This window comes from Nonomuraea sp. NPDC050643 (assembly GCF_040654715.1).
In the GTDB taxonomy this organism is placed as follows: Bacteria; Actinomycetota; Actinomycetes; order Streptosporangiales; family Streptosporangiaceae; genus Nonomuraea.
Genome location: NZ_JBFAIM010000002.1, coordinates 61,471 through 85,770 on the forward strand (window position 1 = coordinate 61,471; position 24,300 = coordinate 85,770).

Annotated in this window: 23 protein-coding genes; 9 read left to right on the plus strand and 14 right to left on the minus strand. The window is 70.9% G+C overall.

Features of this window, described 5'->3' with window-relative positions; translation table 11 throughout:
* Nucleotides 1-23 precede the first annotated feature (23 nt).
* Genes AB0I15_RS02500 through AB0I15_RS02535 form a run of 8 tightly spaced genes read right to left on the minus strand, consistent with a single transcriptional unit; the run spans nucleotide 24 to nucleotide 10,050 of the window.
* Complete coding sequence (locus tag AB0I15_RS02500; RefSeq protein WP_358088924.1) at nucleotides 24-2,759, minus strand: alpha-mannosidase; 2,736 nt, start codon at nucleotides 2,757-2,759, stop codon at nucleotides 24-26.
* The gene (locus tag AB0I15_RS02505) at nucleotides 2,756-3,835 is read right to left on the minus strand and encodes a Gfo/Idh/MocA family oxidoreductase (protein ID WP_358088927.1); all 1,080 of its coding nucleotides are present in this window, start codon (nucleotides 3,833-3,835) and stop codon (nucleotides 2,756-2,758) included. Before AB0I15_RS02505 ends, AB0I15_RS02500 begins: the two co-directional genes overlap by 4 nt.
* Nucleotides 3,832-4,725: a TIM barrel protein gene (locus AB0I15_RS02510; protein ID WP_358088930.1), complete on the minus strand. Its 894-nt coding sequence runs from the start codon at nucleotides 4,723-4,725 to the stop codon at nucleotides 3,832-3,834. Before AB0I15_RS02510 ends, AB0I15_RS02505 begins: the two co-directional genes overlap by 4 nt.
* Entirely contained in the window at nucleotides 4,716-5,894 is a 1,179-nt protein-coding gene (locus tag AB0I15_RS02515; RefSeq protein ID WP_358088933.1) for a CehA/McbA family metallohydrolase, read from the minus strand. Before AB0I15_RS02515 ends, AB0I15_RS02510 begins: the two co-directional genes overlap by 10 nt.
* Nucleotides 5,891-6,946 carry an ABC transporter ATP-binding protein gene (locus AB0I15_RS02520; protein ID WP_358088936.1) on the minus strand — a complete coding sequence of 352 codons (1,056 nt, stop codon included), beginning with the start codon at nucleotides 6,944-6,946 and terminating at the stop codon, nucleotides 5,891-5,893. The genes AB0I15_RS02515 and AB0I15_RS02520 overlap by 4 nt, the downstream gene beginning before the upstream one ends.
* Nucleotides 6,946-7,764, minus strand: a complete 819-nt coding sequence (locus tag AB0I15_RS02525) for a carbohydrate ABC transporter permease (protein WP_358088939.1) — start codon at nucleotides 7,762-7,764, stop codon at nucleotides 6,946-6,948. The genes AB0I15_RS02520 and AB0I15_RS02525 overlap by 1 nt, the downstream gene beginning before the upstream one ends.
* Nucleotides 7,761-8,687 (minus strand): sugar ABC transporter permease, encoded by a 927-nt coding sequence (locus tag AB0I15_RS02530; protein WP_358088942.1) that lies wholly within the window; start codon nucleotides 8,685-8,687, stop codon nucleotides 7,761-7,763. The genes AB0I15_RS02525 and AB0I15_RS02530 overlap by 4 nt, the downstream gene beginning before the upstream one ends.
* Nucleotides 8,662-10,050, minus strand: coding sequence for an extracellular solute-binding protein (locus AB0I15_RS02535; protein ID WP_358088944.1), 1,389 nt, complete (start codon nucleotides 10,048-10,050; stop codon nucleotides 8,662-8,664). Before AB0I15_RS02535 ends, AB0I15_RS02530 begins: the two co-directional genes overlap by 26 nt.
* 182 nt (nucleotides 10,051-10,232) lie before the next feature.
* Here AB0I15_RS02535 and iolC point away from each other — a divergent pair, with 182 nt between their 5' ends.
* The 5 genes from iolC to AB0I15_RS02560 all read left to right on the plus strand — a co-directional run bounded on the left by iolC (nucleotide 10,233) and on the right by AB0I15_RS02560 (nucleotide 15,853).
* A complete protein-coding gene (gene iolC, locus AB0I15_RS02540; protein WP_358088947.1) occupies nucleotides 10,233-11,171 on the plus strand; it encodes a 5-dehydro-2-deoxygluconokinase in 939 nt (312 codons plus the stop codon).
* A gap of 5 nt (nucleotides 11,172-11,176) precedes the next feature.
* Complete coding sequence (locus AB0I15_RS02545; protein WP_358089834.1) at nucleotides 11,177-12,073, plus strand: deoxyribose-phosphate aldolase; 897 nt, start codon at nucleotides 11,177-11,179, stop codon at nucleotides 12,071-12,073.
* Nucleotides 12,070-12,909, plus strand: coding sequence for a 5-deoxy-glucuronate isomerase (iolB, locus tag AB0I15_RS02550; protein ID WP_358088949.1), 840 nt, complete (start codon nucleotides 12,070-12,072; stop codon nucleotides 12,907-12,909). The genes AB0I15_RS02545 and iolB overlap by 4 nt, the downstream gene beginning before the upstream one ends.
* Nucleotides 12,906-14,753 (plus strand): 3D-(3,5/4)-trihydroxycyclohexane-1,2-dione acylhydrolase (decyclizing), encoded by a 1,848-nt coding sequence (gene iolD / locus AB0I15_RS02555; RefSeq protein ID WP_358088952.1) that lies wholly within the window; start codon nucleotides 12,906-12,908, stop codon nucleotides 14,751-14,753. The genes iolB and iolD overlap by 4 nt, the downstream gene beginning before the upstream one ends.
* Before the next feature lie 92 nt (nucleotides 14,754-14,845).
* Nucleotides 14,846-15,853, plus strand: a complete 1,008-nt coding sequence (locus tag AB0I15_RS02560; protein ID WP_358088955.1) for an AI-2E family transporter — start codon at nucleotides 14,846-14,848, stop codon at nucleotides 15,851-15,853.
* Between the two features lie 24 nt (nucleotides 15,854-15,877).
* Here AB0I15_RS02560 and AB0I15_RS02565 read toward each other — a convergent pair whose 3' ends face one another.
* Nucleotides 15,878-16,369 (minus strand): GNAT family N-acetyltransferase, encoded by a 492-nt coding sequence (locus tag AB0I15_RS02565; RefSeq protein WP_358088957.1) that lies wholly within the window; start codon nucleotides 16,367-16,369, stop codon nucleotides 15,878-15,880.
* Between the two features lie 18 nt (nucleotides 16,370-16,387).
* On the opposite strand from AB0I15_RS02565, the gene AB0I15_RS02570 reads away from it, so the two are divergent.
* Nucleotides 16,388-17,035 (plus strand): HAD family hydrolase, encoded by a 648-nt coding sequence (locus AB0I15_RS02570; protein ID WP_358088960.1) that lies wholly within the window; start codon nucleotides 16,388-16,390, stop codon nucleotides 17,033-17,035.
* A 112-nt stretch (nucleotides 17,036-17,147) separates the two neighbouring features.
* On the opposite strand, the gene AB0I15_RS02575 is transcribed toward AB0I15_RS02570, so the two are convergent.
* Nucleotides 17,148-17,696, minus strand: coding sequence for a DivIVA domain-containing protein (locus AB0I15_RS02575; protein WP_358088963.1), 549 nt, complete (start codon nucleotides 17,694-17,696; stop codon nucleotides 17,148-17,150).
* A 62-nt stretch (nucleotides 17,697-17,758) separates the two neighbouring features.
* Here AB0I15_RS02575 and AB0I15_RS02580 point away from each other — a divergent pair, with 62 nt between their 5' ends.
* Together AB0I15_RS02580 and AB0I15_RS02585 are read left to right on the plus strand one after the other, a co-directional pair.
* Nucleotides 17,759-18,532, plus strand: coding sequence for an ATP-binding cassette domain-containing protein (locus AB0I15_RS02580; RefSeq protein WP_358088966.1), 774 nt, complete (start codon nucleotides 17,759-17,761; stop codon nucleotides 18,530-18,532).
* Entirely contained in the window at nucleotides 18,529-19,197 is a 669-nt protein-coding gene (locus AB0I15_RS02585) for a hypothetical protein (RefSeq protein ID WP_358088969.1), read from the plus strand. The genes AB0I15_RS02580 and AB0I15_RS02585 overlap by 4 nt, the downstream gene beginning before the upstream one ends.
* 1 nt (nucleotide 19,198) lies before the next feature.
* On the opposite strand, the gene rlmN is transcribed toward AB0I15_RS02585, so the two are convergent.
* Nucleotides 19,199-20,299, minus strand: a complete 1,101-nt coding sequence (gene rlmN / locus AB0I15_RS02590; RefSeq protein WP_358088972.1) for a 23S rRNA (adenine(2503)-C(2))-methyltransferase RlmN — start codon at nucleotides 20,297-20,299, stop codon at nucleotides 19,199-19,201.
* Between the two features lie 119 nt (nucleotides 20,300-20,418).
* Between rlmN and AB0I15_RS02595 the strand changes: the two genes are divergently transcribed.
* A complete protein-coding gene (locus AB0I15_RS02595; protein ID WP_358088974.1) occupies nucleotides 20,419-21,441 on the plus strand; it encodes a suppressor of fused domain protein in 1,023 nt (340 codons plus the stop codon).
* Between the two features lie 23 nt (nucleotides 21,442-21,464).
* Here AB0I15_RS02595 and AB0I15_RS02600 read toward each other — a convergent pair whose 3' ends face one another.
* From AB0I15_RS02600 to pyrH, 3 genes are all read right to left on the minus strand, one after another.
* Nucleotides 21,465-22,304, minus strand: a complete 840-nt coding sequence (locus tag AB0I15_RS02600) for a phosphatidate cytidylyltransferase (RefSeq protein ID WP_358088977.1) — start codon at nucleotides 22,302-22,304, stop codon at nucleotides 21,465-21,467.
* 646 nt (nucleotides 22,305-22,950) lie between these two features.
* Nucleotides 22,951-23,508: a ribosome recycling factor gene (gene frr, locus AB0I15_RS02605; protein WP_358088980.1), complete on the minus strand. Its 558-nt coding sequence runs from the start codon at nucleotides 23,506-23,508 to the stop codon at nucleotides 22,951-22,953.
* 46 nt (nucleotides 23,509-23,554) lie between these two features.
* The gene (gene pyrH / locus AB0I15_RS02610; RefSeq protein ID WP_357858112.1) at nucleotides 23,555-24,253 is read right to left on the minus strand and encodes a UMP kinase; all 699 of its coding nucleotides are present in this window, start codon (nucleotides 24,251-24,253) and stop codon (nucleotides 23,555-23,557) included.
* Between the last annotated feature and the right edge of the window lie 47 nt (nucleotides 24,254-24,300).

Here is a 24,300-nt window from a genome sequence, read left to right on the forward strand (position 1 = left end):
ACTACGTGCGTTCGATTCATTACCTAGAGTTGACGGAACTGGATGGTGGCGATTTCCCAGCCACCCAGGGGCAAGCGCACCACTCCATCGCTGACCTGCACAGACTCTCCCGGACGCCCACGCAGGTCGGCGTGCCGGGCTTCTGTGAGAGAGCCGGAGATCACGGCTTCCGTCGGGTCCGGGGTGAGGGCCACGACGCGGAGTTCGCACCAGCCGTCCCGGTCCCGGAGTGAGGTCATCACAACGCCCTCGCCGGTCACCGACAGCCCGGCGGCCGGGGAGGGGAGCGGCAGGGCGCTCTCCGCCGTGCCGGGCACCACGAGCAGGTCGTGCCGGAAGGCCTCCGCCTGCGGGACCACCTCGCCCCACGCCCCCTGGTACGGCATCAGCGCCAAGCTCACCTTCCGCACCCCGCGCGACTGCGCGGCGGGAGTGGGCAACTGGGGGCCGGCCGGTTCGGGGCGCAGGCCGTTGCGGTTGCGCGAGAGGTAGCCGACCGAGCGGAGCAGCGTCAGGGCCAGCTCGCCCTCCACCACCTCGTACTCGGTCACGTGCTCGAGCAGCGCCGCCACGCCGCCCGCCGCCACCCACGACGAGGCCGGGAACGTGGGCAGCGGGGTCTCGCCGCAGCCGCCCTCGGCGGTCAGTCCCCGGGTGACGACCGCGAACTGGCCCTCCGCGTGCGACTCGGAGGCGTCCGGCGTCGGCAGCGGCACGTGCAGGCGCACCCGGTGGTCGGCGCAGCGGTTGTCGAACTCGACGTCCAGCCGTACGAACGGCTCGCCCGCCCGCAGCTCGACGCGCGTCATGACGGTGGCCCGCTCCATGCGGTGCGCGCGGGTCCCGGCGGGCACCTCGGGGGCGCCCTCGATCGACTCGCCGGAGGCCGGCCACCGGTACGTGCGCCGCACGTCGACGATCGCCAGCAGCGGCCCCGTGCAGACCACCTCGACCGCCACCGACTCCGGCTCGGACACCACCACGTCCACCGGCGGGGGCGCGTGGTTGTAGGTGTCGCCCACGTCGCCGCCGTCCACGATGCGGCCCGCGCCCGTGACCGTGGTCCCGTCCTGGCCGACCAGGGTCAGCGTGCCGTCGGAGCCGATCGTGACCCGCAGCAGACCGTTGTCCAGCACCTGCTCGTCCCCGCGCACCGGCAGGGGTGCCGAGTCGGAGCTGAGCCAGCACGACGGGTGGTGCTCGCCGGGCAGGCGCCCGGCGGTGCCGGGGCCGTAGACCTGGTCGCGTGGCGCCGGGCGGACGCTCGTGTGGCCCAGGGGCGGCGCCTCCACCAGGGCCGCCACCGTGCGCCGGGGCTCGGCGAGGATGCGCAGGTGGGTGACGCCGTCGAGGGCGCCGCGCAGGTCGTCCACGTCGAAGGGCACCGTGCTCTCGCGCGCCACCGTGAACGTCAGCGTCTCGCCCTCGACCGCCCAGGAGGTGACGTGCTGGCCGTAGAGCTCGGTCCCGTGGATGAAGGTCAGGGCCGTGGCCGGGTCGACCTCGTCGTCGAGCAGCAGCGTGGCGGCGTATTCCAGCGGCTGGGTGGGCACCGGCCGGCCCGTCGCGTCCACCAGCGGGTCGGTGCCCGCCATGTCCACGATCACGACGCCGCGCCGGGGAGCGGGCGTGGGGTTGACGATCAGCACCCCGTCGACCGGTACGAACGCGGCCAGGCGGGCGGTCACCATGTCGCGGACGGCCTGCCCGAGGTGTTCGGCCTCCGCGATGCGCGCGGCCACCTGCTGGGCGGTGTCGTCCACGCCGCAGCCGGTCACCGAGTCGTGCCCGCTGGCGTCCACCAGCCGCCACCACGCCATGTCCAGGAAGCGTCCCGGCCATTCGGCGCCCCAGAGCGTGGCCAGCGGCTCGGCGTAGCGTTCGACCATCCGCTCGGCGCGGCCCATGGCCTGCTTGACGTGGGCGCGGACCGAGATGACGCCGGGCAGGATGTTGGCGCGGGCGTGGGAGCGCAGCTCGCCGTGGACGCGGGGCAGCCCAGCGACGTCGCCAGAGAATGCCCCGATATATCCGGACAAGGTGTCCATGCGGGCACCGATCGCCGCGACCATCTCCGGCAGCCCGCGCACGGGCGCGGAGTGGTCGGTGCCGTACATGGCCAGTAGCGCCCCCTCGGGCCCGCGCCACTCGCGCATGGTCTTCACGAACGCCTGCGCTCGCCCGGTCAGCCCGTCGGTGTCGGAGAACAGGTGCGCCCCGTTCCCGTAGCCGCCGGCCGGCAGGTACTGGGTGCGCAACGCCGTGCCGTCGGGCGCCACCCAGGCGAAGGCGTCGGTGGTGACGGCGGACGGCACGCCGCGATAAACGCACGCGTGTAGCAGCCCGGCCTTGCGCAGGATCTGCGGCATCTGGGCCGTGTGCCCGAACATGTCCGGCAGGTAGCCCACCGGCATCGACCCGCCGAGCTTGTCCGACCGGCTCATGCCCAGCTCGAGGTTGCGGATGATGTTCTCGCCCGAGCACAGGAACTCGTCGAGCAGGATCTGCCACGGCCCGACCGCCAGCCGCCCGGCCTCGACCAGCGCCGCGATGCGGTCACGGTTCTCCGGGCGCACCTCGAGGTAGTCGTCCACGCAGGCGAGCTGCCCGTCGAGGGTGAAATGGTAGGCGGGCTCGCGTTCCATCGTGTCGAGCACCTCGTCGAGCAGCGCCACCAGGCGCAGCCTGAAGCGCTGGAAGGGCTCGTACCACTCCCTGTCCCAGTGTGTGTGCGGTACGACGACGATCTCCGTGCTCACGCTGCCTCCCCTCCCATGGGCAGTTCATGCCGTACGGCGTAGCGGGCCGCGATCCGCTGAGCCGTCACGATGTCCTCGAGCGCGCCGCCCACGTCGGTGAGCGGCGGCTTGCCATCGTTCACGAAAGCATGGAAAGCGGCGAGCTGTACCTCGAACGCCTCAGTCACCTCGCGCCACTCCGTCCGGCTTTCACCACCGGACACCACGGTGAGCGTGGTCGGGGCGTTCATCAGGTACGGCGAGGGGAAGACGAGCTCGATCGAGCCCTTGTCGTGATGGATGGCCACGGTCTCCCGGTAGGCGGGATAGTCCTCCAGGTAGTGCCACCGGATGGCGAACCGGCCCTGGACGGGCAGCGGTCCGGAGATCTCGATGGAGCCGGGCGCGGGACCCCAGGCTTCGACGTACGAAATTTCAGCAGGAGAGCCGGTAAAGCGCCTCAAGAGCGACAAGTCATGGCAGATCGACCCCAGCGCCACTCCGTACAGGTTCCTGACCGCCTCCGGCGCCGACTCCCCCAGCGCCCGCGACACCAGTTCGTGCTCGGCGGCCCGCAGCGAGGCCAGCAGCCCGGCGTCCACGTCCCGGGCCTGCGTCAGGTTGGCGAACGCGAGCTGCGACTCCCCGCTGGGATGCAGCACGCTCACCTCGACCGACCGGATGATCCCGGGGCCGCCCAGCGAGGCCAGCAGCTCCTCGGCCCGGCGCACGGCCGGGTCGTACTGCTTCATGTAGCCCACCATCAGCCGCCCCTCGGGCAGCGCGGCCACCTCGGCCCTGGTCAGCGCGAGCGGCTTCTCGCACAGCACCGCGTGGCCGGCCTCGAGCGCCTGGCGCACGGTCTCGCCGTGGGAGCCGGAAGCCAGCACGACGACCGCCTCGAAGCCGCCGGCGGCGAGCAGGTCGGCCACCGACGTGTACCGCCGCTCGGCCCCCAGCCGGTCGCCCACGGCGTCGGCGAGGGTCTTCGACAGGTCGCAGACGGCGACCACCTCGAACAGGTCCCGCCGCCTCGACAGCAGCGGCACGTAGACCGCCTGGGTGACGGCCCCGCAACCCACAAGCGCGATTCTCAAAGTCCCAAGTCCTTCAGCTTCCGTCGGTTGGCCGCCTGGTCGGCGACGTTCTGGGCGACCGTGCGCCGCCCGGGCAGCGTGTCCTGCTCGATGACGATCCAGCCCTCGTAACCGATCTCGTCCAGTGTCGCGACCACGCCGGGCAGGTCCAGCTCGCCCTCACCGAGCTGCGCGAACCCGCCGCGCCCCATGAGCTCGCGCAGGTCCACGCCGTCGCTCAGGGCCTGCTCGAGGATCTTGGTGTCGCCGTCCTTGATGTGCACGTGCCCGACCCGCCCGGCCCAGGCGCGCAGCGCCGTCACCGGGTCGCCCCCGGCCAGCAGCAGGTGGCCGGTGTCGAGGCAGAGCTGCACGTCGGTCAGCTCCAGCAGCCGTTCGACGTCGTCGGGGGTCTCGACGTAGGTGCCGAGGTGGTGGTGGAAGACGGGCTCGAATCCGCGCTCGCGGCAGCGGTCGGTGGCCTCCTGGACGCGGGCGGCGTACGCGGGCCACTCCGGCGACGCCAGCCCTGGAACGCTCCCGCCGGGACGGGCGAACCGTTCGGGCGAGCCCGAGCAGGCCAGCGTGGGCCGGGGCGCCAGGTCCCCCGCGGGCGCGGCGGCGAACACGTCCAGCGCGGCCTCCAGGGCCGGGAGCCCCTGGGCGTAGGCGTCCGCGTCGCCGTACCGCAGGTCCACCCAGCCGCCCGCCAGCAGCAGCCCGTTCGAGCTCAGCCGGTCGGCCAGCTCGGTGCCGGTGCCGAGATAGCCGATGGGCCCGGAGTCGATGCCCTCGTAGCCCGCCTCGGACAGCGCGCGGACCATCTCGTCGGCGGTCAGCGGCGGCGGAGCGTCGCTCAGCTCGAACACGCCGAAGCTCACAGGGGCGTTGGCGACTTTCCTCACGCGCATAGGGCGATCACCTCGTTCTCATAGGTTTCCAACCGGTGCGGCCCGTCGATCGCCCGCAGCAGCACGCGCTCGCCGCGGACCACCTGCCGGGTGCCGTCGGGGCGGACCAGCACCAGGCCGTCGGCGTCCAGGGCGAGCAGTTCGTCGCCCAGTCTGACCAGCAGCGGCCCGTCGGGTCCCGTGGACACGGCGGTACGGCCCGCGCGCACGCCGTCGAGCACCGTCGTGGTGTCCTCGGCCAGCACCCAGGTGGTGGGTCCGCCGGGCAGGCCGTCGGAGCCGTGGCGGTGGAAGTCGCTGCCGCCGATCGCGATCACGTCGTCGCGCCAGGCCTCCGCCCAGGTCAGCGGCGCGCCCCAGCGGCGGTCCCACCAGCCGGAGCTCCACACCTCCGCGACGCGTGGGCGGCGGCTGATCGGCAGCAGCCAGGCGCAGTCGCCGCCGAGCGGGTGGTTGATCGAGATCAGCCCGCCCGCGCGCTCGGCGTGCTCGACCCAGGAGTCGGCCGGCCGCCGGAAGTCCACCCAGCCGACGTCGCCGAACACGTTCGCGTGGCCCCGGTCGGTGGTGACCTCCTGGCCGGGGATGAGCGTGATGTCCCGGTCGATCTTGCCCAGCCAGGGGTGGTGGCTGACGGTGTTGTGGTCGGTGACGGCCAGGAAGTCGAGGCCGCGCCCGTAGGCGAGCTCGGCCAGCTCGGCGATGGTCAGGGCGCCGTCGCTGTGCAGGGTGTGGGCGTGGAAGTCGCCCGCGAACCACCGCAGCCCGCCGACGTCGGGGATGTCCCGCCGAGGCGGGCGCTCCCCGTGCGGCGGCTCCTCGGCCGGAGGCTCGGGGGGCGCGACGGTCTCGACCGAGATGTCCAGGGTGTAGTCGAGCCCCTGGGGCGGGATCCGGTGCAGCCGCAGCCACACGTGCCACGTCCCGGTCTCCGGCTCGCCCGGCAGGTAGCCGGGGGTGGCCCAGCCCGGGGTGATCGTGTACTCGTCCCGCGCGCCACCCGACCAGCCGCGGAAGCCGTCCGGCGAGCCGCACCCGAGGTCGATCACCCCTTGTGACCGGTCGTAGGAGAGCCGCACGGTGACGGCGGCGGCCCCGGCGGGCACCTCGAAGGGCACCTCCCGCAGGATCCGCTCCAGCCGGTCGTCCAGCGTCCAGTGGCCTCTCACACGAGTTCTCCGTCCCGGTAGACCAGGGCCCGATCGCGCCGGGGCAGGGCGTGGCCCTCGTCACCGACGGCGGGCTCACTCCCTTCGGGCACGACGGCCTGCACGGTCACGTCGTTGACGTCGAGGGTCACCAGGTGGGAGGCACCGAGGTTCTCCACGATGACCACCTTTCCACCCAGCGCGCCCTCCACGGGCTCGGCCGAGTAGGACATGTACTCGGGCCGCACGCCGTACACGATCTGCTCGCCGTCGGACAGTCCCGCCGCCGGGACCGCCACCTTGCAGCCTGCCACCTCCAGCGTGTCACCTCGTACGGCGCCGTCCAGCAGGTTCATGGGCGTCGAGCCGATGAAGCCGGCCACGAAGGTGTTGGCCGGCCGCTGGAACACCTCGGCCGGCGTACCGATCTGCCGGATGTGCCCGGCCTCCATGACCGCCATCCGGTCGGCCATGGCCAGCGCCTCGGCCTGGTCGTGGGTGACGAACACGGTGGTGACGCCCAGCTCGCGCTGGAGCTTCTTGAGGAACGTGCGGGCCTCCAGCCGCAGCCGGGCGTCCAGGTTGGACAGCGGCTCGTCGAACAGGTACGCCTGCGCCTGCGTCGCCATCACCCGGGCCAGCGCCACCCGCTGCTGCTGCCCGCCGGAGAGCTGCCCCGGCCGCCGGTCCATCAGTTGTTCGAGCCCGAGCCGCGCCCCCACCTCGGCGGCCTTCTCACGCCGTGCCCCGCGCGCGACCTTCTTGATCCGCAGCGGGTAGGCGATGTTGTCGGAGACGTCCATGTGCGGGAACAACGCGTAGTCCTGGAAGACCATCGCCACGTCCCGGCCGCCCGGCTGCACGCCGGTCACGTCCCGCCCGCCGATGAGGACGGCGCCGCCGGTCGCGGTCTCCAGCCCGGCGATCGTGCGCAGCAGCGTGGTCTTGCCGCAGCCGGAGGGCCCGAGCAGGGCGAAGAACTCGCCGTCGGGGACGGCCAGGTCGAGCGCGTCGAGGGCTTTCACCCCGCCGGGATAGACCTTGGTCAGCCCGCGTAGTTCGATGGCGGCCATTAACGCTTGATCCCTCCGTGGAAGCGGAAGCCGTACTTCTTGCTGACGAACAGATACATGAGGACCACGGGGATCGAGTACAGCAGCCCGAACGTGGACAGCATGCTGAGGTTGGCCTGTCCGCCCTCGGTGTACAGCGTGTACGTGATCACCGCCGCCGGCTGCTTGTCCACATCGCTCAGCAACAGGTACGGCATCAGGAAGTTCCCCCACACGTTGGCCACGGCCCAGACCCCGATGGTCGCCAGCCCCGGCCGGACCAGCGGGACCACCACGTGCCGCACGATCTGCAGGGGCGAGGCCCCGAACACCCGCGCCGACTCCTCGTAGGACTTCGGCGTGGAGTCCATGAAGTCCTTCAGCATGAAGATCGCCGCGGGCAGCAGGCCGCCGGTCAGGATGAGGATGAGCCCGAGCTGCGAGTCGATGAGGTTCAGCTCGACCGCGAGCTGGAACAACGGCACCATCGCCGCCGTCCCCGTGATGATCGACGACAGCAGCAGCAACGCGTACAGCAGCGCGTCCCGGCCGGGCAGCCGCACCCGGCTCAGCGCGTACGCGGCCAGCGCCGCCAGGATCACGACCAGCACGGCGGTCCCGGCCGACAGGACGACCGAGTTCCACAGCGACGGCAGCGCGTACGGGTGCTCCAGCACCGCCCGGAAGTTGTCGAGGGTGAAGTCGGGCACCACGACCTCGTACGTGGGGTCCGAGGTGAACGGCGCCGTCACCAGCCACAGCAGCGGGATCGTGAAGAAGGCCAGCAGCACCGCGATCAGCGTGCAGAACCCGATCCGACCCAGGACGAAACGCGTCATTTCTTGCTCCGCAGCAGCCGCAGGTAGAACACCGCCACGACCAGGTTGATCAGCAGGATGATCGTGGAGACGGCGGCGCCGTAACCGAGTTCGCCGCTCTGCAGGGCGACCTTGTAGACGTGCACGGCCAGCACCTCGGACTTGCCGTCGGGCCCGCCCGCGGTGAGCAGGAACGGGGTGAAGTCGTTGAACGTCCACAGGCTGATCAGCAGCAGGTTCGTCAGGATGTGGCCGCGGATGTGCGGGAACACCACGTCCCTGAGCTGCTGCCAGCCGGAGGCGCCGGCCAGGCGGGCGCTCTCCAGGTGCGAGGGGGGCACGTTTCCGAGGGCGGCGCCGTACAGCATCATCGAGAACGCCGTGCCGCGCCACGTGTTGAACACGATGATCGACAGCATCGGATGGTCGAGCAGCCAGGCGAACCCGGGGATGCCGAGCAGCGCGTTGAGGGTGCCGCCGTCACGGTCGAGCAGCGCCACCCACAGGAACGACACGATCGCGCTCGGCAGGATCCAGGCCAGGATGACCAGGCCCTCGACCAGCCGCTTGAGCGGGCCGCGCCGGTCGCGCAGCAGCCAGGCGATGGTGAAGCCCAGCCCGACCTGCCCGATGACGGCCGAGCCCAGCACGAACTGCGTGGTCAGCCAGGTGGAGTTCCAGAACGTGGGGTTGGCGACCGCGTCGAGGAGGTTGCCCAGCCCGACGAACTGCGGCGCGGCCGCGGCGGCCCCGGTCAGGCGGTAGTTGGTGAGCCCGAGGTAGAGCACCCAGAGCGCGGGGAAGACGAGGAAGACGGCGATGAGCAGCAGGGCGGGGGCCACGAAGGCCCCGGCCCGCGCCCGTCCCAGGCCCGCCGCGTCCGAGCTGTAGCGGGGGGCCTGTTCCTCTGTGCGTACCTCAGGAGGCGATGTTGCCTGCGCCACCGACGATTCCTTCGAGCTTCTTCTGGTAGTCGGCCGCCGCCTGGTCGGGCGCGGTCCCGCCCACGACCGCGGCGGTGGCCTCCTGCAGCGCCACCGACACCTGCGGATAGACGGCCACCGGCGGACGGTAGGCGGTCAGCGGCAGCACCTTCTCCGAGATGAACGTCAGGAGCGGCTCACCGGCCAGGATCTCCTTGTTGACGTCCGTGCGCGGCGTGGTGCGGACGTTGCCGTCCTTGGTCTCCTCCTTCAGCGCCTCCGGCGAGAGCGTGAAAGCCAGCAGCTCGAACGCCTCCTTGGGGTGCTTGCTGCCGGGGTTGACCGTGCGCAGCGCGCCGCCGGACATGCTGACGAAGTCCTGGCCGCGCAGGCCCTTGCCGGGCTCGATGGCGGGGATCATGGCGTACCCGACCACCTGGTCGCGGTCCGCCATCTTGGCCACGCCGTCCTTGGGGTTGACCACGCCGCGCCAGAAGTAGTCGCCCTCCAGCAGGATGCCGATCTTGCCCTGGGCGAACTGCTGGAACGACTTGTCGCGCCCCTTGGCCTCCTGCTGGAGCTTCGGATCGCCGAGGCCGCCGCCGTAGATCTTCTGGTAGAGGCCGAGCGCGTCCTTGAGCGGCTGGCCGGCGCCGGTCCACTTGCCGTCCTTCTGCACCTCGCCGCCCGCGCCCGCGAGCAGCGGCAGCACGCCCTGCATCGAGGTGGCCTCGCCCATCGCGGTGCCGGCGTTGATCTGGATCGGCACGGGCACGCCGGACGACTTCAGCTTGGCCCCGGCGTCGAGGACCTCCTGCCAGCTCTTGGGCTGCCAGTCGGCGGGCAGTCCCGCCTTGGCGAAGAGCGTCTTGTTGAAGTAGAGCACCCGGCCGTCGGTGCCGACCGGCAGGGCGTACTTCTTGCCGTTGAACTCGGCCATCCCCTGGACGGCCTCGGGGATCTGCGACCAGCCGTCCCAGCTCTCGGCCTCGGCCCCGACCAGCTCGGACAGCGGCTTGATGTAGCCCGCCTCGGCGAACTCGCCGGCCCAGATGCCGTCGATGTCGATCACGTCCGCGCCCTTGCCGGACTTGAGGTCGAGGGAGAGCTTGGTCTTGTACTGCTCGTCGTCGACGCCGCTGGGAACGAACTTGACCGTGACGTCCTTGCCCTTGGCCTTCTGGGCCGCCTCGAACTTGGGGATGACCCAGTCCGCGATGAACTTCGCCGCCGCCGCGTTCTTCCCACCGGCGATGGCGTTCTGGGCGATCGTCAGCTCGATGGTGTCCCCGCCTCCGCCGGACGACTGGCCGCAGGCGGCGAGCCCCAGACCGGCCGCGGTGATGACCGCGACCACACCCATCGACCGTTTCCGCAATGCCATGCAAACCCTCCGACGTGTCCTAAAGGGAGGAGACCATTGGCCAATATGTCATGACATGCATATGACGTAAAGACCTGGCCATAATCCCCAGGGTCTGGGGACGTTCGGCAACATAGCGGACATCCGAATGTCATGACAATATGCCATAGTGTCCGCGAGTAAGCTCGGCCTCAGGAGGTGCGTTGTACGACCTGATCACGATCGGCCGCTCCGGCGTCGACGTCTATCCGCTGCAGACCGGTGTCGGCCTGGCCGACGTCGAGACCTTCGGGAAGTTCCTCGGCGGTAGCCCCACCAACGTCGCCGTCGCCGCCGCCCGTCACGGGTTGCGCCCCGCCGTGATCACCGGTGTGGGGGCCGACCCGTTCGGAGACTACGTACGCCGGGCGATCCGCGACTTCGGCGTGGACGACGCCTTCGTGAGCACGATCGAGGGCCGGCCCACGCCCGTGACGTTCTGCGAGATCTTCCCACCCGATCACTTCCCGATCTACTTCTACCGCGGCGAGCATCCGCCAGATCTGCAGATCTCCCCCTCGATGCTCGATCTGAACGCGATTCGCGAGACGGACCTGTTCTGGTTCTCGCTGACCGGGCTGAGCCAGGAGCCGAGCGCCGCCGCCCACACCGCCGCCCTGTCGGAGCGTTCCTCCGGATGGACGGTCTTCGACCTGGACTACCGGGCCTCGCTCTGGGAGTCGCGGGAGGCGGCCCACGAGGCCGCCCAGCGGGCGCTGCCTCGGGCCAACGTGGCGGTCGGCAACCTGGAGGAGGTGGAGGTCGCGGTCGGCGTACGCGATCCGGAGGCCGCCGCCCAGGCCCTGCTGGACGCCGGCGTACGGGTCGCGATCGTGAAAATGGGCCCTGAAGGGGTTTTCGCGCGTACCTCTGAGGAGAGCGCTTTGGTGGAGCCCATGGAGGTGAAGGTGGTCAACGGAATCGGCGCGGGCGACGCGTTCGGCGGCGCCGTCTGTGTCGGGCTGCTGCGCGGCTGGCCGCTGGAGCGCACGCTGCGCTTCGCCAACGCCGCCGGGGCCTTCGTGGCCGCCCGCCTGGCCTGTGCCGATGCCATGCCGACCACCGCCGAGGTGGAGGAGCTGCTGAACGGGGTGCGTCCTTGAGCGACATCACGCTGCCCAGGACCGCCGACTACGGGCGGCTCACCCACATCCGCGCCACCCGGCCGGAGGAGATCGCCGAGGCCGCGGCCCGCCGGGAGCGGCGCGGGCTGCCCGCCGAGGGCGAGCGGCTGCTGATCATCGCCGCCGACCACGCGGCCCGCGGCGCGCTGGGGGTGCGCGACCGGCCGCTGGCCATGGCCAGCCGCGTCGACCTGCTCGACCGCCTGCGGCTCGCGCTGTCCAGGCCGGGCGTGGACGGCATCCTGGCCTCCCCCGACGTCCTGGAGGACCTGCTCCTGCTCGGGGCGCTGGAGGGCAAGCTGGCCTTCGGCTCCATGAACCGGGGCGGCCTGCAGGGCTCGGTCTTCGAGCTGGACGACCGCTTCACCGGCTTCGACGCCGCCTCGATCGACACGATGCGGCTCGACGGCGGCAAGATGCTCTGCCGCATCGACCCGACCGACCACGCGACCGTGACCACGCTCGAGTCGTGCGCCCGTGCGGTCACCGACCTGGCCAGGCGGCGGCTGGTGGCCATGGTCGAGCCGTTCTGGTCGCTGCGCACGGAGTCGGGCGTCCTGCGCAACGACCTGTCGCCCGATGCCGTGATCCGCGCGATCAGCGTTGCCCAGGCCCTCGGCGTGACGTCGGCCTACACCTGGCTGAAGATCCCCGCGGTGGCCGAGATGGAGCGCGTGATGGCCGCCACCACGCTGCCCGCCCTGCTCCTCGGGGGCGACCCGCCCGACATCGACGCCGCGTACGCCGACTGGCACCGCGCCCTGAGCCTGCCCGGGGTGCGGGGTCTCGTCGTCGGGCGTGCCCTGCTCTATCCGCCGGACGACGACGTGGCGGCGGCGGTCGACGGTGCCGCGGCGCTGGTGCGAGAGGTCCCCGCATGACCCACCTCCCCTACGGCGAGGCCGCGGGCGGCCCCTGGTCGGTGGAGATCACCCCGTCCCTGGCGGGCTGGACGTACTCGGGCCTGCGCGTCGCGGACCTGACCGACGCGCCGGTGACGTTCTCGACGGGCGAGGAGGAGCTGCTGGTCCTGCCCCTGGCCGGCTCCTGCACGGTCGCCATCCCCGGCGACGAGTTCGTGCTGACCGGGCGGGCGTCGGTGTTCGACGGCCCCTCCGATTTCGCCTATATCCCGATTTCTACGGAAGTGACCTTGCAGGGCGCCGGCCGGATCGCCCTGCCCTCGGCCCGCGCCACCCGCGCGCTGGCCCCCCGCTACGTCGCCGCCGCCGAGGTCTCGGTCGAGATCAGGGGCGCGGGCCAGGCCACCCGCCAGGTGAACAACTTCTGCTCCCCCGACGCGTTCGACTGCGACAAGCTCGTGGCCGTGGAGGTCCTCACCCCGGACGGCAACTGGTCCTCCTACCCGCCGCACAAGCACGACACCCAGGGCCCGGACGAGGCCGTGCTGGAGGAGATCTACTACTTCGAGGTCGCCGACCAGGGCATCGGCTACCAGCGCGTCTACTCCTCCGAGCGCGGCCACATCGACACCCTCGCCGAGGTCTCCTCCGGCGACGTGGTCCTGGTCCCGTACGGCTACCACGGCCCCTCCATGGCCGCCCCGGGCTACGACCTGTACTACCTGAACGTCCTGGCGGGCCCCGCCGAGCAGCGTTCGATGGCGTTCTGCGACGATCCCCGTCACGCCTGGATCCGCTCCTCGTGGCAGGCCCAGCCCCTCGACCCCAGACTGCCGTTCGGGAGGACCCCATGACCCGTCTGACCGTCGCCCAGGCCATCGTGCGCTTCCTGGCCCACCAGTGGAGCGAGCGCGACGGCGTGCGGCACCGGTTCTTCGGCGGCTGCGCAGGCATCTTCGGCCACGGCAACGTCGCCGGGCTCGGCCAGGCGCTGGCCACCTCCACCGAGGACCTGCCCTACCACCTGAGCCGCAACGAGCAGGCGATGGTCCACACGGCCGCCGCCTACGCGCGGGCGAGCAACCGGTTGGCCACACTGGCCTGCACCACCTCGATCGGCCCCGGCGCCACCAACATGATCACCGGTGCGGCCGGCGCGACGATCAACCGGCTCCCCGTGCTGCTGCTGCCCGGCGACATCTTCTCCACCCGCGTCGCGGGCCCGGTGCTGCAGGAGCTGGAGGACCAGCGCTCCTACGACATCTCGGTCAACGACTGCTTCAAGCCCGTCTCCCGCTTCTGGGACCGGATCAACCGCCCCGAGCAGCTCCCGTCCGCGCTGCTGGCCGCCATGCGCGTGCTCACCGACCCGGCCGAGACCGGCGCGGTGACGCTGGCGCTGCCGCAGGACGTGCAGGCCGAGGCGTTCGACTGGCCGGACGAGCTGTTCGCCGACCGCGTCTGGCACATCCCCAGGCCGCGCCCCGAACGCGCGGCCCTCGCGCGGGCCGCCGACCTCATCACGTCGGCCGAGCGCCCGCTGATCGTGGCCGGTGGCGGGACGATCTACAGCGAGGCCACCGCCCAGTTGCGCGCCTTCGCCGAGACGTACGGGATCCCGGTGGCCGAGACACAGGCGGGCAAGGGCGCGCTTCCCTACGGTCACCCGCTGGCCGTCGGCGCGATCGGCGCCACGGGCACCACAGCCGCCAACGCGCTGGCCCGCGAGGCCGACCTGATCATCGGCGTGGGCACCCGCTACAGCGACTTCACCACGGCCTCGCGCACGATCTTCGCCCCCGACGCCCGCTTCGTGAACCTCAACGTCACCGGCTTCGACGCGGCCAAGCTCTCCGGTCTGCAACTGGTCGCCGACGCCCGCGAGGGGCTGGCCGACCTGACCGAGGCGTGCGCGGGCTGGAGCGCCCCGGCCGGCCAGCGCGAGCGGGCCGCCGACCTCACACGGGCCTGGGACGTGGCCGTGGACGCGGCGTACGGGCTGGAGGGCACGCCCCTGCCCCAGTCAGCGGTGATCGGCGCGGTCAACACGGCGGCCGGCGACGACGGCGTGGTGGTGTGCGCGGCCGGGTCGATGCCCGGCGACCTGCACAAGCTCTGGCGTCCCAGCGGCCCCGGCAGCTACCACGTCGAGTACGGCTACTCCTGCATGGGCTACGAGATCGCCGGCGGGCTGGGCGTGAAGATGGCGGTCCCGGAGCGCGAGGTGTTCGTGCTGGTGGGCGACGGCTCGTACCTGATGATGGCCCAGGAGCTCGTCACGGCGATCTCGGAGGGCGTCAAGCTGGTCGTGATCCTGGTGGACAACGCCGGGTTCGCCTCCATCGGCCGCCTGTCGGAGAGCGTGGGCGCGGAGCGGCTCGGCACCTCCTACAAGCGCCGCGACGGCGGCCCGCTGCCGGTGGACCTGGCGGCGAACGCGGCCAGCCTCGGCGCCACCGTGCTGCGCCCCGAGTCGGTCGCCGACCTGCGCAAGGCGCTCGACACGGCGCGCTCGGCGACGGAGACCACGGTGATCTACGTCCGCACCGACCCCATGGCCGACGACGCGCCGTCCTCGGAGGCGTGGTGGGACGTGCCCGTGGCGGAGGTGGGGACGACGAGCGCCACGTACGCGGCGCGGGGGACGTACGAGCTGAGCAAGCGCTCCCAACGCCCGCACCTGACCCCACCCGCCTGACCCCGCCCTGCCTGACCCCGCCCGCCTGATCAGGGTTGCCCGTGATCACCCTGGGGAACGCCTCTGACCAGGCTCGACAGGGGGGCGACAAGATGAGGCCGTGGCGGCTGCTGGGGTGGATCGCGCTCGTCGCGGTGGCCGGCTTCTGCCTCTACCACGTACGGACGGTGGCGATGTCGATCGTCATCGGCCTCTTTCTCACCGCGCTGCTGCTGCCCCCGGCCCGCTGGCTCAGGTCACGCGGGCTGGGCCGCGCTCTCGCCACCGCCATCGTCTTCGTCGGCGGGCTCCTGCTGGCGGGGGCGTTCGTGGCGCTGCTGGTGCAGCCCACCATCGACAGCGTGACGCAGTTGAGCGACAGCATCGGCAAGGTGCTCGACGACCTGCACGAGCTGACGGCCCGGTTCGGCCTCGACGACCAGGAGCTGATCGCGCGGGCCCGGGAATATCTGACCGGGCAGGGCCGGCAGCTCACCACCGGAGCCCTGGCCGGGGTCAGGACCGTGGGCGAGATCATCATCGGGGCCGTGCTGGCGGTCATCCTGTCGGTGTACTTCGTGCACGGCGGCGACCGGCTCTTCCGGTGGCTGGTCCAGCTCGCGCCCGCCGATGCCAGGACGCGGCTGTCGGAGGGCGGCCAACTGGTGTTCTCGGTGATCGGCCGCTACATTCGCGGCATCGCGATCGTGGGCGTGGTGGACGGGTTCTTCATCGGGATCGCGCTGTGGATCCTCGGGGTGCCGCTCGCGCTGCCGCTGGCGGTGCTGACGTTCGTGGGGGCGTTCCTGCCGGTGGTGGGGGCGTTCATGGCCGGGCTGCTGGCGGCGGTGGTGGCGCTCGTGTCGAAGGGCGTGCTGGTGGCGCTGATCGTGGTGGCGGTGACGGTGGCCGTCCAGCAGATCGAGGGGCACGTGCTGGCGCCGCAGATCTACGGCAGGGCGCTGGATCTGCCCAGCGCGGTCATCCTGGTGGCGATCGCGGTGGGCAGCTTGATCGCGGGCATCGCCGGCGCCTTCCTGGCCGCCCCGGTGACCTCGGTCATCGTCGCCCTTCTCCACCGCCCGCGCCCGCTTGATCATCCACCGCCCGCGCCCGCTTGATCATTGACCGGCTGCGGTGGCCGGTCAGCGCTCTTCCAGCAGCAGCTCGAGCTCCAGCTCATGCCTGATCGGGATGCCGTCGGACTCGGCCGGGATGCCGGGCTTGAGCGCCCGCGCGCGGTCCACGGCGTTCCGGTGCAGGGCGACCAGGTCGAACCCGTAGCGCTGGTAGAAGCGCAGGGCGTGGGTGTTGTCGTTGGTGGTGAGAAGAGAGAGCCGGGTCACGCCGCGCTCGGCGGCGACCGTCCGCACCGCGTCGAGCAGGGCCCTGCCGACCCCCTTCCCGGGAAGCACGGCGTCGATGGTGATGATCTCGACGGCTCCTTCGCCCACCGCGTACGTCACCAGCCCCGCCACCTCGTCACCGGACTCGGCGATGAAGCCGGGCAGCTCGGCCGCGTCCACCAGCTCACCCCGGCCCAGGGCCACCACGGTGGAGCCGCCCCAGCTCCCGGTGAGCACGCGGGTGACGTCCGGCAGGTCGTCCGGCCCAATGGGGCGCACCGAGATCGCCATGGGGTCATTATGAGACCTATGCGATGGGTAACGTTCGACTGTTTCGGAACCTTGGTCGACTGGCGGCACGGCATCCGGACCAGCGCCGAGCTGGTCGCCCCGGGGCAGGGGGCGCGGCTGCTGGAGACGTACAACAGGCACGAGGCCGACGTGCAGGCCGAGTCGCCGGGGATGCGCTACCGGCTCGTGCTGGCCGAGGCGCTGCGCCGGGCGTGCGCGGAGGAGAAGGTGGAGCTGGGCGCGGACGACGCCTCGGTGCTGGCGACGACGCTGCCGTACTGGCCGGTGTTCCCCGAGGTGGGGGCCGAGCTGTCAGCGCTGCGGGGGGCCGGGTGGCGGCTGGCGCTGCTGACGAACTGCGACCGCGACCTCATCGCCGAGACGCGGCGGCGGCTGCCGGTGCCGTTCGACGCGGTGGTGACGTCTGAGGACGCGGGGGCGTACAAGCCGGCGGAGGCGCACTTCGAGCTGTTCCGGAGCTCGTACGAGCCGGAGGTGTGGGTGCACGCGGCGCAGAGCTACTTCCACGACATGCTGCCCGCGCGGCGGCTGGACCTGCCGCGGGTGTGGATCAACCGGCAGGGCGAGCACCCGGCCGACGAGACGGTCGTCCAGCAGGTCCTGCCCGACCTGCGCGGCCTGCTGCGCGCGGTCGAGGCGGCCTGACCACCCAGACCCGCACCACCGCCCAGGCCCGCACCACCACTCAGACCCGCACCACCGCCCAGGCCCGCACCACCACTCAGGCCCGCTCCACCGCCCAGGCCCGCACCACCGCTCAGGCTCGCTGTTCCAGCACGTCGGCGATGCCCGCCAGGAAGGAGTCCACGTCGGCGATCAGGTAGCCGGACCTGAACATGACGGTCGAGAACTTCGCGTCCCGCACCTCCTTGGCCGTGACGGGGTAGTCGGTCGTCCCGCGCAGGGTGGCCACGATGCGGTCGAGGAAGGCGTCGATCTCGTCCTCGTTGTAGCCGGTGCCCATGCGGCCGGGGCGGAAGGCCACCCGTTCCACCCGGGCGGCCTGGGTCTCGAACCACTCCTCGCGCAGCATCTCGCCGGTGGGCTCGTGCATGGCCAGCCGGATGGGCCGCCTGGCCTGCGTCTCCAACGCCACCACGAAGGCTTCGAGCGCGAAGTCCACGGCGGTCTCCTGGTAGCCGCCGCGCTTGGCGCGGAACGTGGCGCGGCGCACCTCGTCCGCGCTGACGGGTTCGAGGGTGTGCGTGCCTCTGCCCAGAGTCGATTCGATCCGCCCGATCAGGGCGTCGACTTCTACGGGGTCATAGCCTGAACGCATGCCCATGACGCGTGGAAAGCGGTTCAAGCCTCACTCCTCTTGAGATGTGCTGGGGGTTCACACTCCATTGTCGGAGCTTTATCACGACCATGCGACCCGACATATACCGTTACAGCACCATGCGCCTGACCAATGTCTCTTTCCGCTACCGAAGACGTGATCCTTTCGTCATCGAAGACGCCGACGCCCACCTCGCCCCCGGCGACGTGATCGAGCTGACCGGCGTCAACGGAGCAGGCAAGTCCACCCTCCTCCGTCTCCTCGCCGGTCTCTCCAGCCCGACCACGGGCACCATAGACGACCGCCCGGCGATCGTCGGGTTCGCGCCCGACCGCTTCCCCGCCGACCAGCCGTTCACGGTCACGGCGTACCTGCGCCACATGTCCCGTGTACGCGGCCAGGCCCGCTGGGAACCCTGGGCCGAGCGCCTGAACATGGGACACCTCCTCAACACCCCGCTGAGCGACCTGTCGAAGGGCAGCGCGCACAAGGTGGGCCTGGTCCAGGCGCTCATGGCCGACCCTGGGCTGCTGATCCTGGACGAGCCGTTCGCCGGCCTGGACACCGACACCCGGGCGACGCTGCCGTCGATCGCGACGGAGGTGGCGGCCAAGGGCGGCATCGTCATCGCCAGCGACCACCAGGGCGGCTTACGCGACCTGTCGGGCCTGCGCCACTGGACGGTGCTCGACGGCCACCTGAAGGAGAGCACGACCCGGCCCGCACTGCGGAACCCGGCGGAAACCCCTGCCCCCCAGACCGTGACGGTGGCCGTGACCGTGCCCGCCGACGAGCTCCCGGACTTCCTGGCCAGGATGCGCGGCGAAGGCTACCCGGCCGCCGAGATCGAGGAGACCGGATGATCGCCCTGGCCACGTTCCGCCTGGCGGCCTACGTCCGCTCCCACCGCGTCTACCAGGCGTTCCTGCTGGCTCTGGCCATGCTCGCGATCATCCACGGCAACCGGGCCCCGAGAGGCGCGGAGGCCTCCGTACTCACCGACGGCGCCATCCTGCTCATCCCCATCCTGGCCTGGGCCGCCCGGAGCCTGCTGGACACCGAGCCCGACCGGCAGCGCGAGATGTCGGCGATCCAGGTCGGCGGCCGGGCCAGGGAGGTGGCGGCGGGGCTGCTGGCGGCGTTCGCGGCGTGTGCCGCGTTCTCGGGGCTGGGCCTGGCCTTGGCCCTGCTCCTCGGCGTGACCGGTACGCCACCGTCCGGAGTGCTGGGCGCGGCACTCGTCCTGCACGTGCTGGCCGCCCTGGCCGGCACCGCGCTGGGCGCCCTCACCAGCCGCGTCATCCTGCCGTCGCCGGCCGTCTCGATCATGCTCCTGCTGCTCGGCTTCCTGGCCATGCTGCTGATCAGCGCCTCGCCGCTCTACTGGCTCACGGTCCCGCTCATCGCCTGGATGAAGGCCGCGAACGCCGGCGAGCTCCTCGGCCAGGCGCCGCAACTCGCGGCGATCTCCCTGGCCTGGTGTGTGGCGGGCCTGGTCGCCTATGTGTGGCTCAGGCGCGGCAGGTAGCTCACTCGGCGGCGGCGAGCTGCCCGCAGGCGCCGTCGATCTCGCGGCCCCGCGTGTCGCGCACCGTCACGGGCACACCATGGAACTCCAGCCGCCGGACGAACGCCCGCTCGTCCTCCGGCCGGGAGGCCGTCCACTTGGACCCGGGCGTCGGGTTGAGGGGGATCAGGTTGACGTGCACCAGCTTGTTCTTGATCAGCTTGCCGAGCAGGTCGGCGCGCCACTCCTGGTCGTTGATGTCCTTGATCAGCGCGTATTCGATCGAGATCCGCCGCTTGGTCTTCGCCGCGTACGCCCACGCCGCGTCGAGCACCTCGGCCACCTTCCACCGCGTGTTGATCGGCACCAGCGTGTCGCGCAGCTCGTCGTCGGGCGCGTGCAGGGACAGCGCGAGCGTGACCGGCAGGCCCTCGTCGGCGAGCTTGCCGATGGCCGGCACCAGGCCGACGGTGGAGACCGTGACGCCGCGCGCCGAGATCCCCAGCCCGTGGGGGGCGGGCTCGACCAGGCGGCGCACCGCGCCGATCACCTGCTTGTAGTTGGCCAGCGGCTCGCCCATGCCCATGAACACCACGTTGCTGACCCGCGCCACCCCGCCAGGCACATCTCCGGCGGCCAGCGCCCTGGCCCCGGACACGACCTGCTCAACGATCTCGGCGGTCGACATGTTGCGGGTGAGACCGGCCTGGCCCGTGGCACAGAACGGGCAGTTCATGCCGCAGCCGGCCTGCGACGACACGCACATCGTCACCCGGTCGGGATAACGCATGAGCACCGACTCGACCAGCGCCCCGTCGAACAGCCGCCACAGCGTCTTACGCGTGGTGCCGCCGTCGGTGCTCTGCTCCCTGACCGGCGTGAGCAGGCTGGGCAGCAGCGCGGACAGCTTCTCCCTGGCCGCCGCGGGCAGGTCGGTCATCGCGCTCACGTCGGTGGTGAGGCGTTCGAAGTAGTGGCGCGAGAGCTGGTCGGCGCGGAAGGCCTTCTCGCCCAGCTCGGTGACCGCCGTCCGCCGGTCGGCCATCGACAGGTCGGCCAGGTGCCGGGCGGGCTTGGCCCGCCGGGGCGCGACGAAGGTGAGCTGACCTGCTGGCTGGGACACGTTGCTGCCTTTGCTTGAGGGGTTGTCGACCAGGGTAGTGAACGTTCGGATCGGAGGTGGCATTCCTGGTCTTCCTACGGCTCGCGTCCTGGTCTCCACCGGATCTACAGTCATCTCGTATGGCGATTTTTCGGTCGGCATCTGGCGAGGGTGGCACCGAGGTCGTTCTCGCCGCCGGTAACCCGTACGGCAGCCGAACGCTCGTGGTCGAGCGGGACGAGGACTCCTCGGTAGCTTACCTGTGCTCGCCTGACGGCACGGTCCACGGTGCCGTGTGGCTGGCCAACCATCGCCCCGCCCCTCCCGTGGTCGACCTCGCCCGCATCAACGCCGGCCTGCCTCCGCTGATGCCCAGGCCCAACACGCTCAACCCCGACGGCCGCCGTCCGCTCGGCCAGCTCAGCCCGCTGTGGTTCGAGGAGGGCGACGGCGTGGCCCTCTACGAGGACGACGACCTGCTCGCGGTCATCCCCGGCTGGGCCGACATGAGCAGGGGCATGCCCGGATACGCGCGTGACGCGGTGGGCGAGTCACCGTTCGCGTGGGCGCTGTCGGAGGCGCTGGAGGGGCTGCGGCCCCGTATCTCGAACGCCAGATCCTACTGGCGCTGGCGGCACGGCGAAGGGTCGTGGCCGTCGTTCCAGGAGTTCGTGATGGGCCACCTGGACCGGGTGCTGGGGCCGGCCGGGAGATACTGGGACGCCAGCGGCGAGCGGCTGCCGACCGTCGGCATCACCGAGCGCCCGCCGCAGCCCGATCGCGGCTTCACCGTGCTGTCCACGGTGGGGATGAGCTGCCAGCGCATGCCAACGGTGGAGCAGTGGATCGACAAGCCGGGGGCGTACGCCAGGATCGAGCTGGCCGTGGCCACCCGGGAGGATCCGCGGGACGCGGCGCTGCTGCTGGTGTGGCTCTCGCAGTATCCGTGGCACTCGGTGACGTGGCTCGGCCACGGGCACACGGCCAAGTGGTATCACGAGCCGTCGACGTTCCCGCTGGGACCGCAGTATTCGGGGGTCCTGATGCAGGCCAACCCACCCCACATGCCTGACATGTCAGGATTCGCGTTCGGCGGGGAGGCCGTACGGTGGCTCTGGCTCTCCCCGATCACCACGCAGGCGCTGGAGTCCCAGCACCACTAGAAGACGCTAGGGCCCCAGCAGCACTAGAAGAACAGCGTCATCAGCAACCACGCCGGCACCAGCGTCGTCACCAGAGAGTCGAGCCGATCCATCAGCCCGCCGTGGCCCGGCAGGATCGTCCCCAGATCCTTGATGCCGAGATCCCGCTTGATCATCGACTCGATCAGGTCCCCGACGGTCGCCAGCAGCGCCGCCAGCCCGCCGATCAGCGCCCCCTGCCAGATCTCGCCGCCGAGCAGCCAGACGACCAGCCAGCCGCCGACCGCCGTGCACGCGAGGAACGACCCGGCGAACCCCTCCCAGGTCTTCTTCGGGCTGATCGCCGTCATCCGGTGCCTGCCGAACAGCACGCCCGCGATGTATCCGCCGATGTCGCTCGCCACGGTCACCGCGATGAAGATCACCACCCGGTGATCGCCGTCGTCCGCCTTCAGCAACAGGGCCGCGAACGCGCTCAGCATCGCGGGGTAGAACAGCGTGAACACCGACGCCGAGGCGTCACGTACGTAGCCGTCCGTGCCGTCGCTGAACATCCGCCAGACCAGCAGCACGAGCGCGGACAGAGCGAACGTGGCCAGCAGCCACATCGGCCCGCCCCAGTACGCCCCCACCTGCATCGCCGCGAGGGCCCCCAGCACCGGCACCGCCGGCACCTTGATGTCACGGGTGGCGAAGGCCTTGATCAGCTCCAGCACGCCGACGCCGACCGCCCCCACGAGCACCAGGAGGAACAACTCCTTGATCGTGTAAAGGCTGCCGATGACCAGCGCGCCCAGCACCACGCCGACCGCGATCGCGGCCGGCAGGTTCCTTCCGGTACGGCTGCCGCCGCTCGAGCTGGTGCCAGCCGTACGTTCTTCCACAGATTTCTCCAAGAGCCACGACCCCCGGCCATCAAGGCCAGGAACCACGGCCCCTCTCACGGGGCCACGAGCCACGCCCCCATCTCACAGAGGCCACGGGCCACGACCTCCGGCACGGGAACCACGAGCCGCGGCGCGACCATCGCGATCGTGCCACAACCCCGGCCACCGCGCCCCTCGGATCGGCCGGCCACGGCCACCACCATCGGGTCGGAACCTGAGAACCACGGCCCCCGCCACCGGGACGAGGGCCGCCAGGTCCAAACCCACTACCTGCGGCGACCCGCCTAAAACGAGCCGCCTGACGGCGCGCCCACACGCGGCGCACCGCCCAAACCTTTACCAGGCCCGAACCGCTCACGACCCGGGCCTCTCAGAGACCTCCCGGCGGGCTGAACCACCCAGGACCCGTGCTCTGGACTCGCGCCCTGACCTGCGCACATATCGTGCGCAAAAGCCTCGCGCGCCTGAGGAGTCACCGAACCACTCAGAACCGGAGCACCTCAGCCATCCGAACCGTCCAAGCCGCCCGAGCCGTTCAAACCACCCAAGCAACCTGAGCCGTTCAAGCCACCCAAGCCACCCGAGCTGTCCGAGCCACCCGAGCCTCCTCGAGCGGCTCGGCCGTCAGGCCGACGGCCGCCACTCAGACCTCGAGCAGCTCGTTCTCCTTGTGCTTGAGCAGCTCGTCGATCTTCGCGACGTGCTTCTGAGTGAGGTCGTCGAGCTCCTTCTCAGCCCGCCTGACCTCGTCCTCGCCCGCGTCGCCGTCCTTGATCATCTTGTCGAGCGTCTCCTTGGCCGTGCGGCGGATGTTCCGCACCGACACCTTGGCCTGCTCGCCCTTGTTCTTGGCGACCTTGATGTACTCCTTGCGGCGCTCCTCGGACAGCTCCGGGAACGTCACGCGGATCACCTGGCCGTCATCGGTCGGGTTCACGCCGAGGTCGGAGTCGCGGATGGCCTTCTCGATCGCGGCCATCGAGCTCTTGTCGTAGGGCTGGATGAGGATCATGCGCGCCTCGGGCACGTGGAACGACGCCAGTTGCTGGATCGGCGTCGGCGTGCCGTAGTACTCGGCGTTGATCTTGTTGAACATCGAGGGTGTGACACGACCCGTACGGATGCTCGCGAAGTCCTCCTTCGCGACCGAGACGGCCTTGTCCATCTTTTCCTCTGCTTCGAGGAGGGTTTCGTCGATCACAGCGGCTCCCTGTCGTCTTCTAGCTGGCGGTGTCGGGCTCGCTCGCTCATTTGCCTGCGGGACTCACCAGCGTGCCGATTTTCTCACCGCGTACCGCTCGCAGGATGTTGCCCTCGCCCATCAGGTCGAAGACCACAATCGGCAGATCGTTGTCCTTGCACAGGCTGATCGCGGTAGCGTCCATGACCGCGAGGTCGCGGAGCAGCACCTCGCCGTAGTCCAGGTGGTCGAACCTGACCGCATCCGGATTCTTCCGGGGATCGGAGTCGTAGATCCCGTCCACCTGCGTGCCCTTGAGCAGCGCTTCCGCGCCGATCTCCAGAGCGCGCTGGGACGCCGCGGTGTCGGTGGAGAAGTACGGCGAACCGAGCCCGGCGCCGAAGATCACCACGCGCCCCTTCTCCAGGTGCCTGATCGCGCGTCGCGGCAGGAACGGCTCGGCCACCTGCTGCATGGTGATGGCGGTCTGTACGCGCGTCTCCACGCCCCGCCGCTCGAGGAAGTCCTGCAGCGCCAGGCAGTTGATGACCGTGCCGAGCATGCCCATGTAGTCGGCCCTGGCCCGGTCGATGCCTCCTTGCGACAGGGTGGCGCCGCGGAACATGTTGCCGCCGCCGACCACGACCGCGACCTGCACGCCCTCCTTGACCGCCTCAGCGATCGAATCGGCCAGGTGATCGACGATCACCGGATCGATGCCCAGCGGCTCGCCGCCGGCGAACGCCTCCCCTGACAGCTTCAGCATCACCCGCTTCCACCGGAGTGGCCCTTGCGGGTTTTGCGGATTTTGCG

What these genes read in the sequence shown, in the direction of transcription:
- AB0I15_RS02580 (WP_358088966.1), top strand. Translation starts at nt 17,759, where the DNA reads ATGCGACCCGACATATACCGTTACAGCACCATGCGCCTGACCAATGTC.
- AB0I15_RS02595 (WP_358088974.1), top strand. Translation starts at nt 20,419, where the DNA reads ATGGCGATTTTTCGGTCGGCATCTGGCGAGGGTGGCACCGAGGTCGTT.
- AB0I15_RS02535 (WP_358088944.1), bottom strand. Translation starts at nt 10,050, where the DNA reads ATGGCATTGCGGAAACGGTCGATGGGTGTGGTCGCGGTCATCACCGCG.
- AB0I15_RS02520 (WP_358088936.1), bottom strand. Translation starts at nt 6,946, where the DNA reads ATGGCCGCCATCGAACTACGCGGGCTGACCAAGGTCTATCCCGGCGGG.
- iolB (WP_358088949.1), top strand. Translation starts at nt 12,070, where the DNA reads ATGACCCACCTCCCCTACGGCGAGGCCGCGGGCGGCCCCTGGTCGGTG.
- pyrH (WP_357858112.1), bottom strand. Translation starts at nt 24,253, where the DNA reads ATGCTGAAGCTGTCAGGGGAGGCGTTCGCCGGCGGCGAGCCGCTGGGC.
- AB0I15_RS02510 (WP_358088930.1), bottom strand. Translation starts at nt 4,725, where the DNA reads ATGCGCGTGAGGAAAGTCGCCAACGCCCCTGTGAGCTTCGGCGTGTTC.
- iolD (WP_358088952.1), top strand. Translation starts at nt 12,906, where the DNA reads ATGACCCGTCTGACCGTCGCCCAGGCCATCGTGCGCTTCCTGGCCCAC.
- AB0I15_RS02585 (WP_358088969.1), top strand. Translation starts at nt 18,529, where the DNA reads ATGATCGCCCTGGCCACGTTCCGCCTGGCGGCCTACGTCCGCTCCCAC.
- AB0I15_RS02565 (WP_358088957.1), bottom strand. Translation starts at nt 16,369, where the DNA reads ATGGCGATCTCGGTGCGCCCCATTGGGCCGGACGACCTGCCGGACGTC.
- AB0I15_RS02570 (WP_358088960.1), top strand. Translation starts at nt 16,388, where the DNA reads ATGCGATGGGTAACGTTCGACTGTTTCGGAACCTTGGTCGACTGGCGG.
- AB0I15_RS02525 (WP_358088939.1), bottom strand. Translation starts at nt 7,764, where the DNA reads ATGACGCGTTTCGTCCTGGGTCGGATCGGGTTCTGCACGCTGATCGCG.
- AB0I15_RS02560 (WP_358088955.1), top strand. Translation starts at nt 14,846, where the DNA reads ATGAGGCCGTGGCGGCTGCTGGGGTGGATCGCGCTCGTCGCGGTGGCC.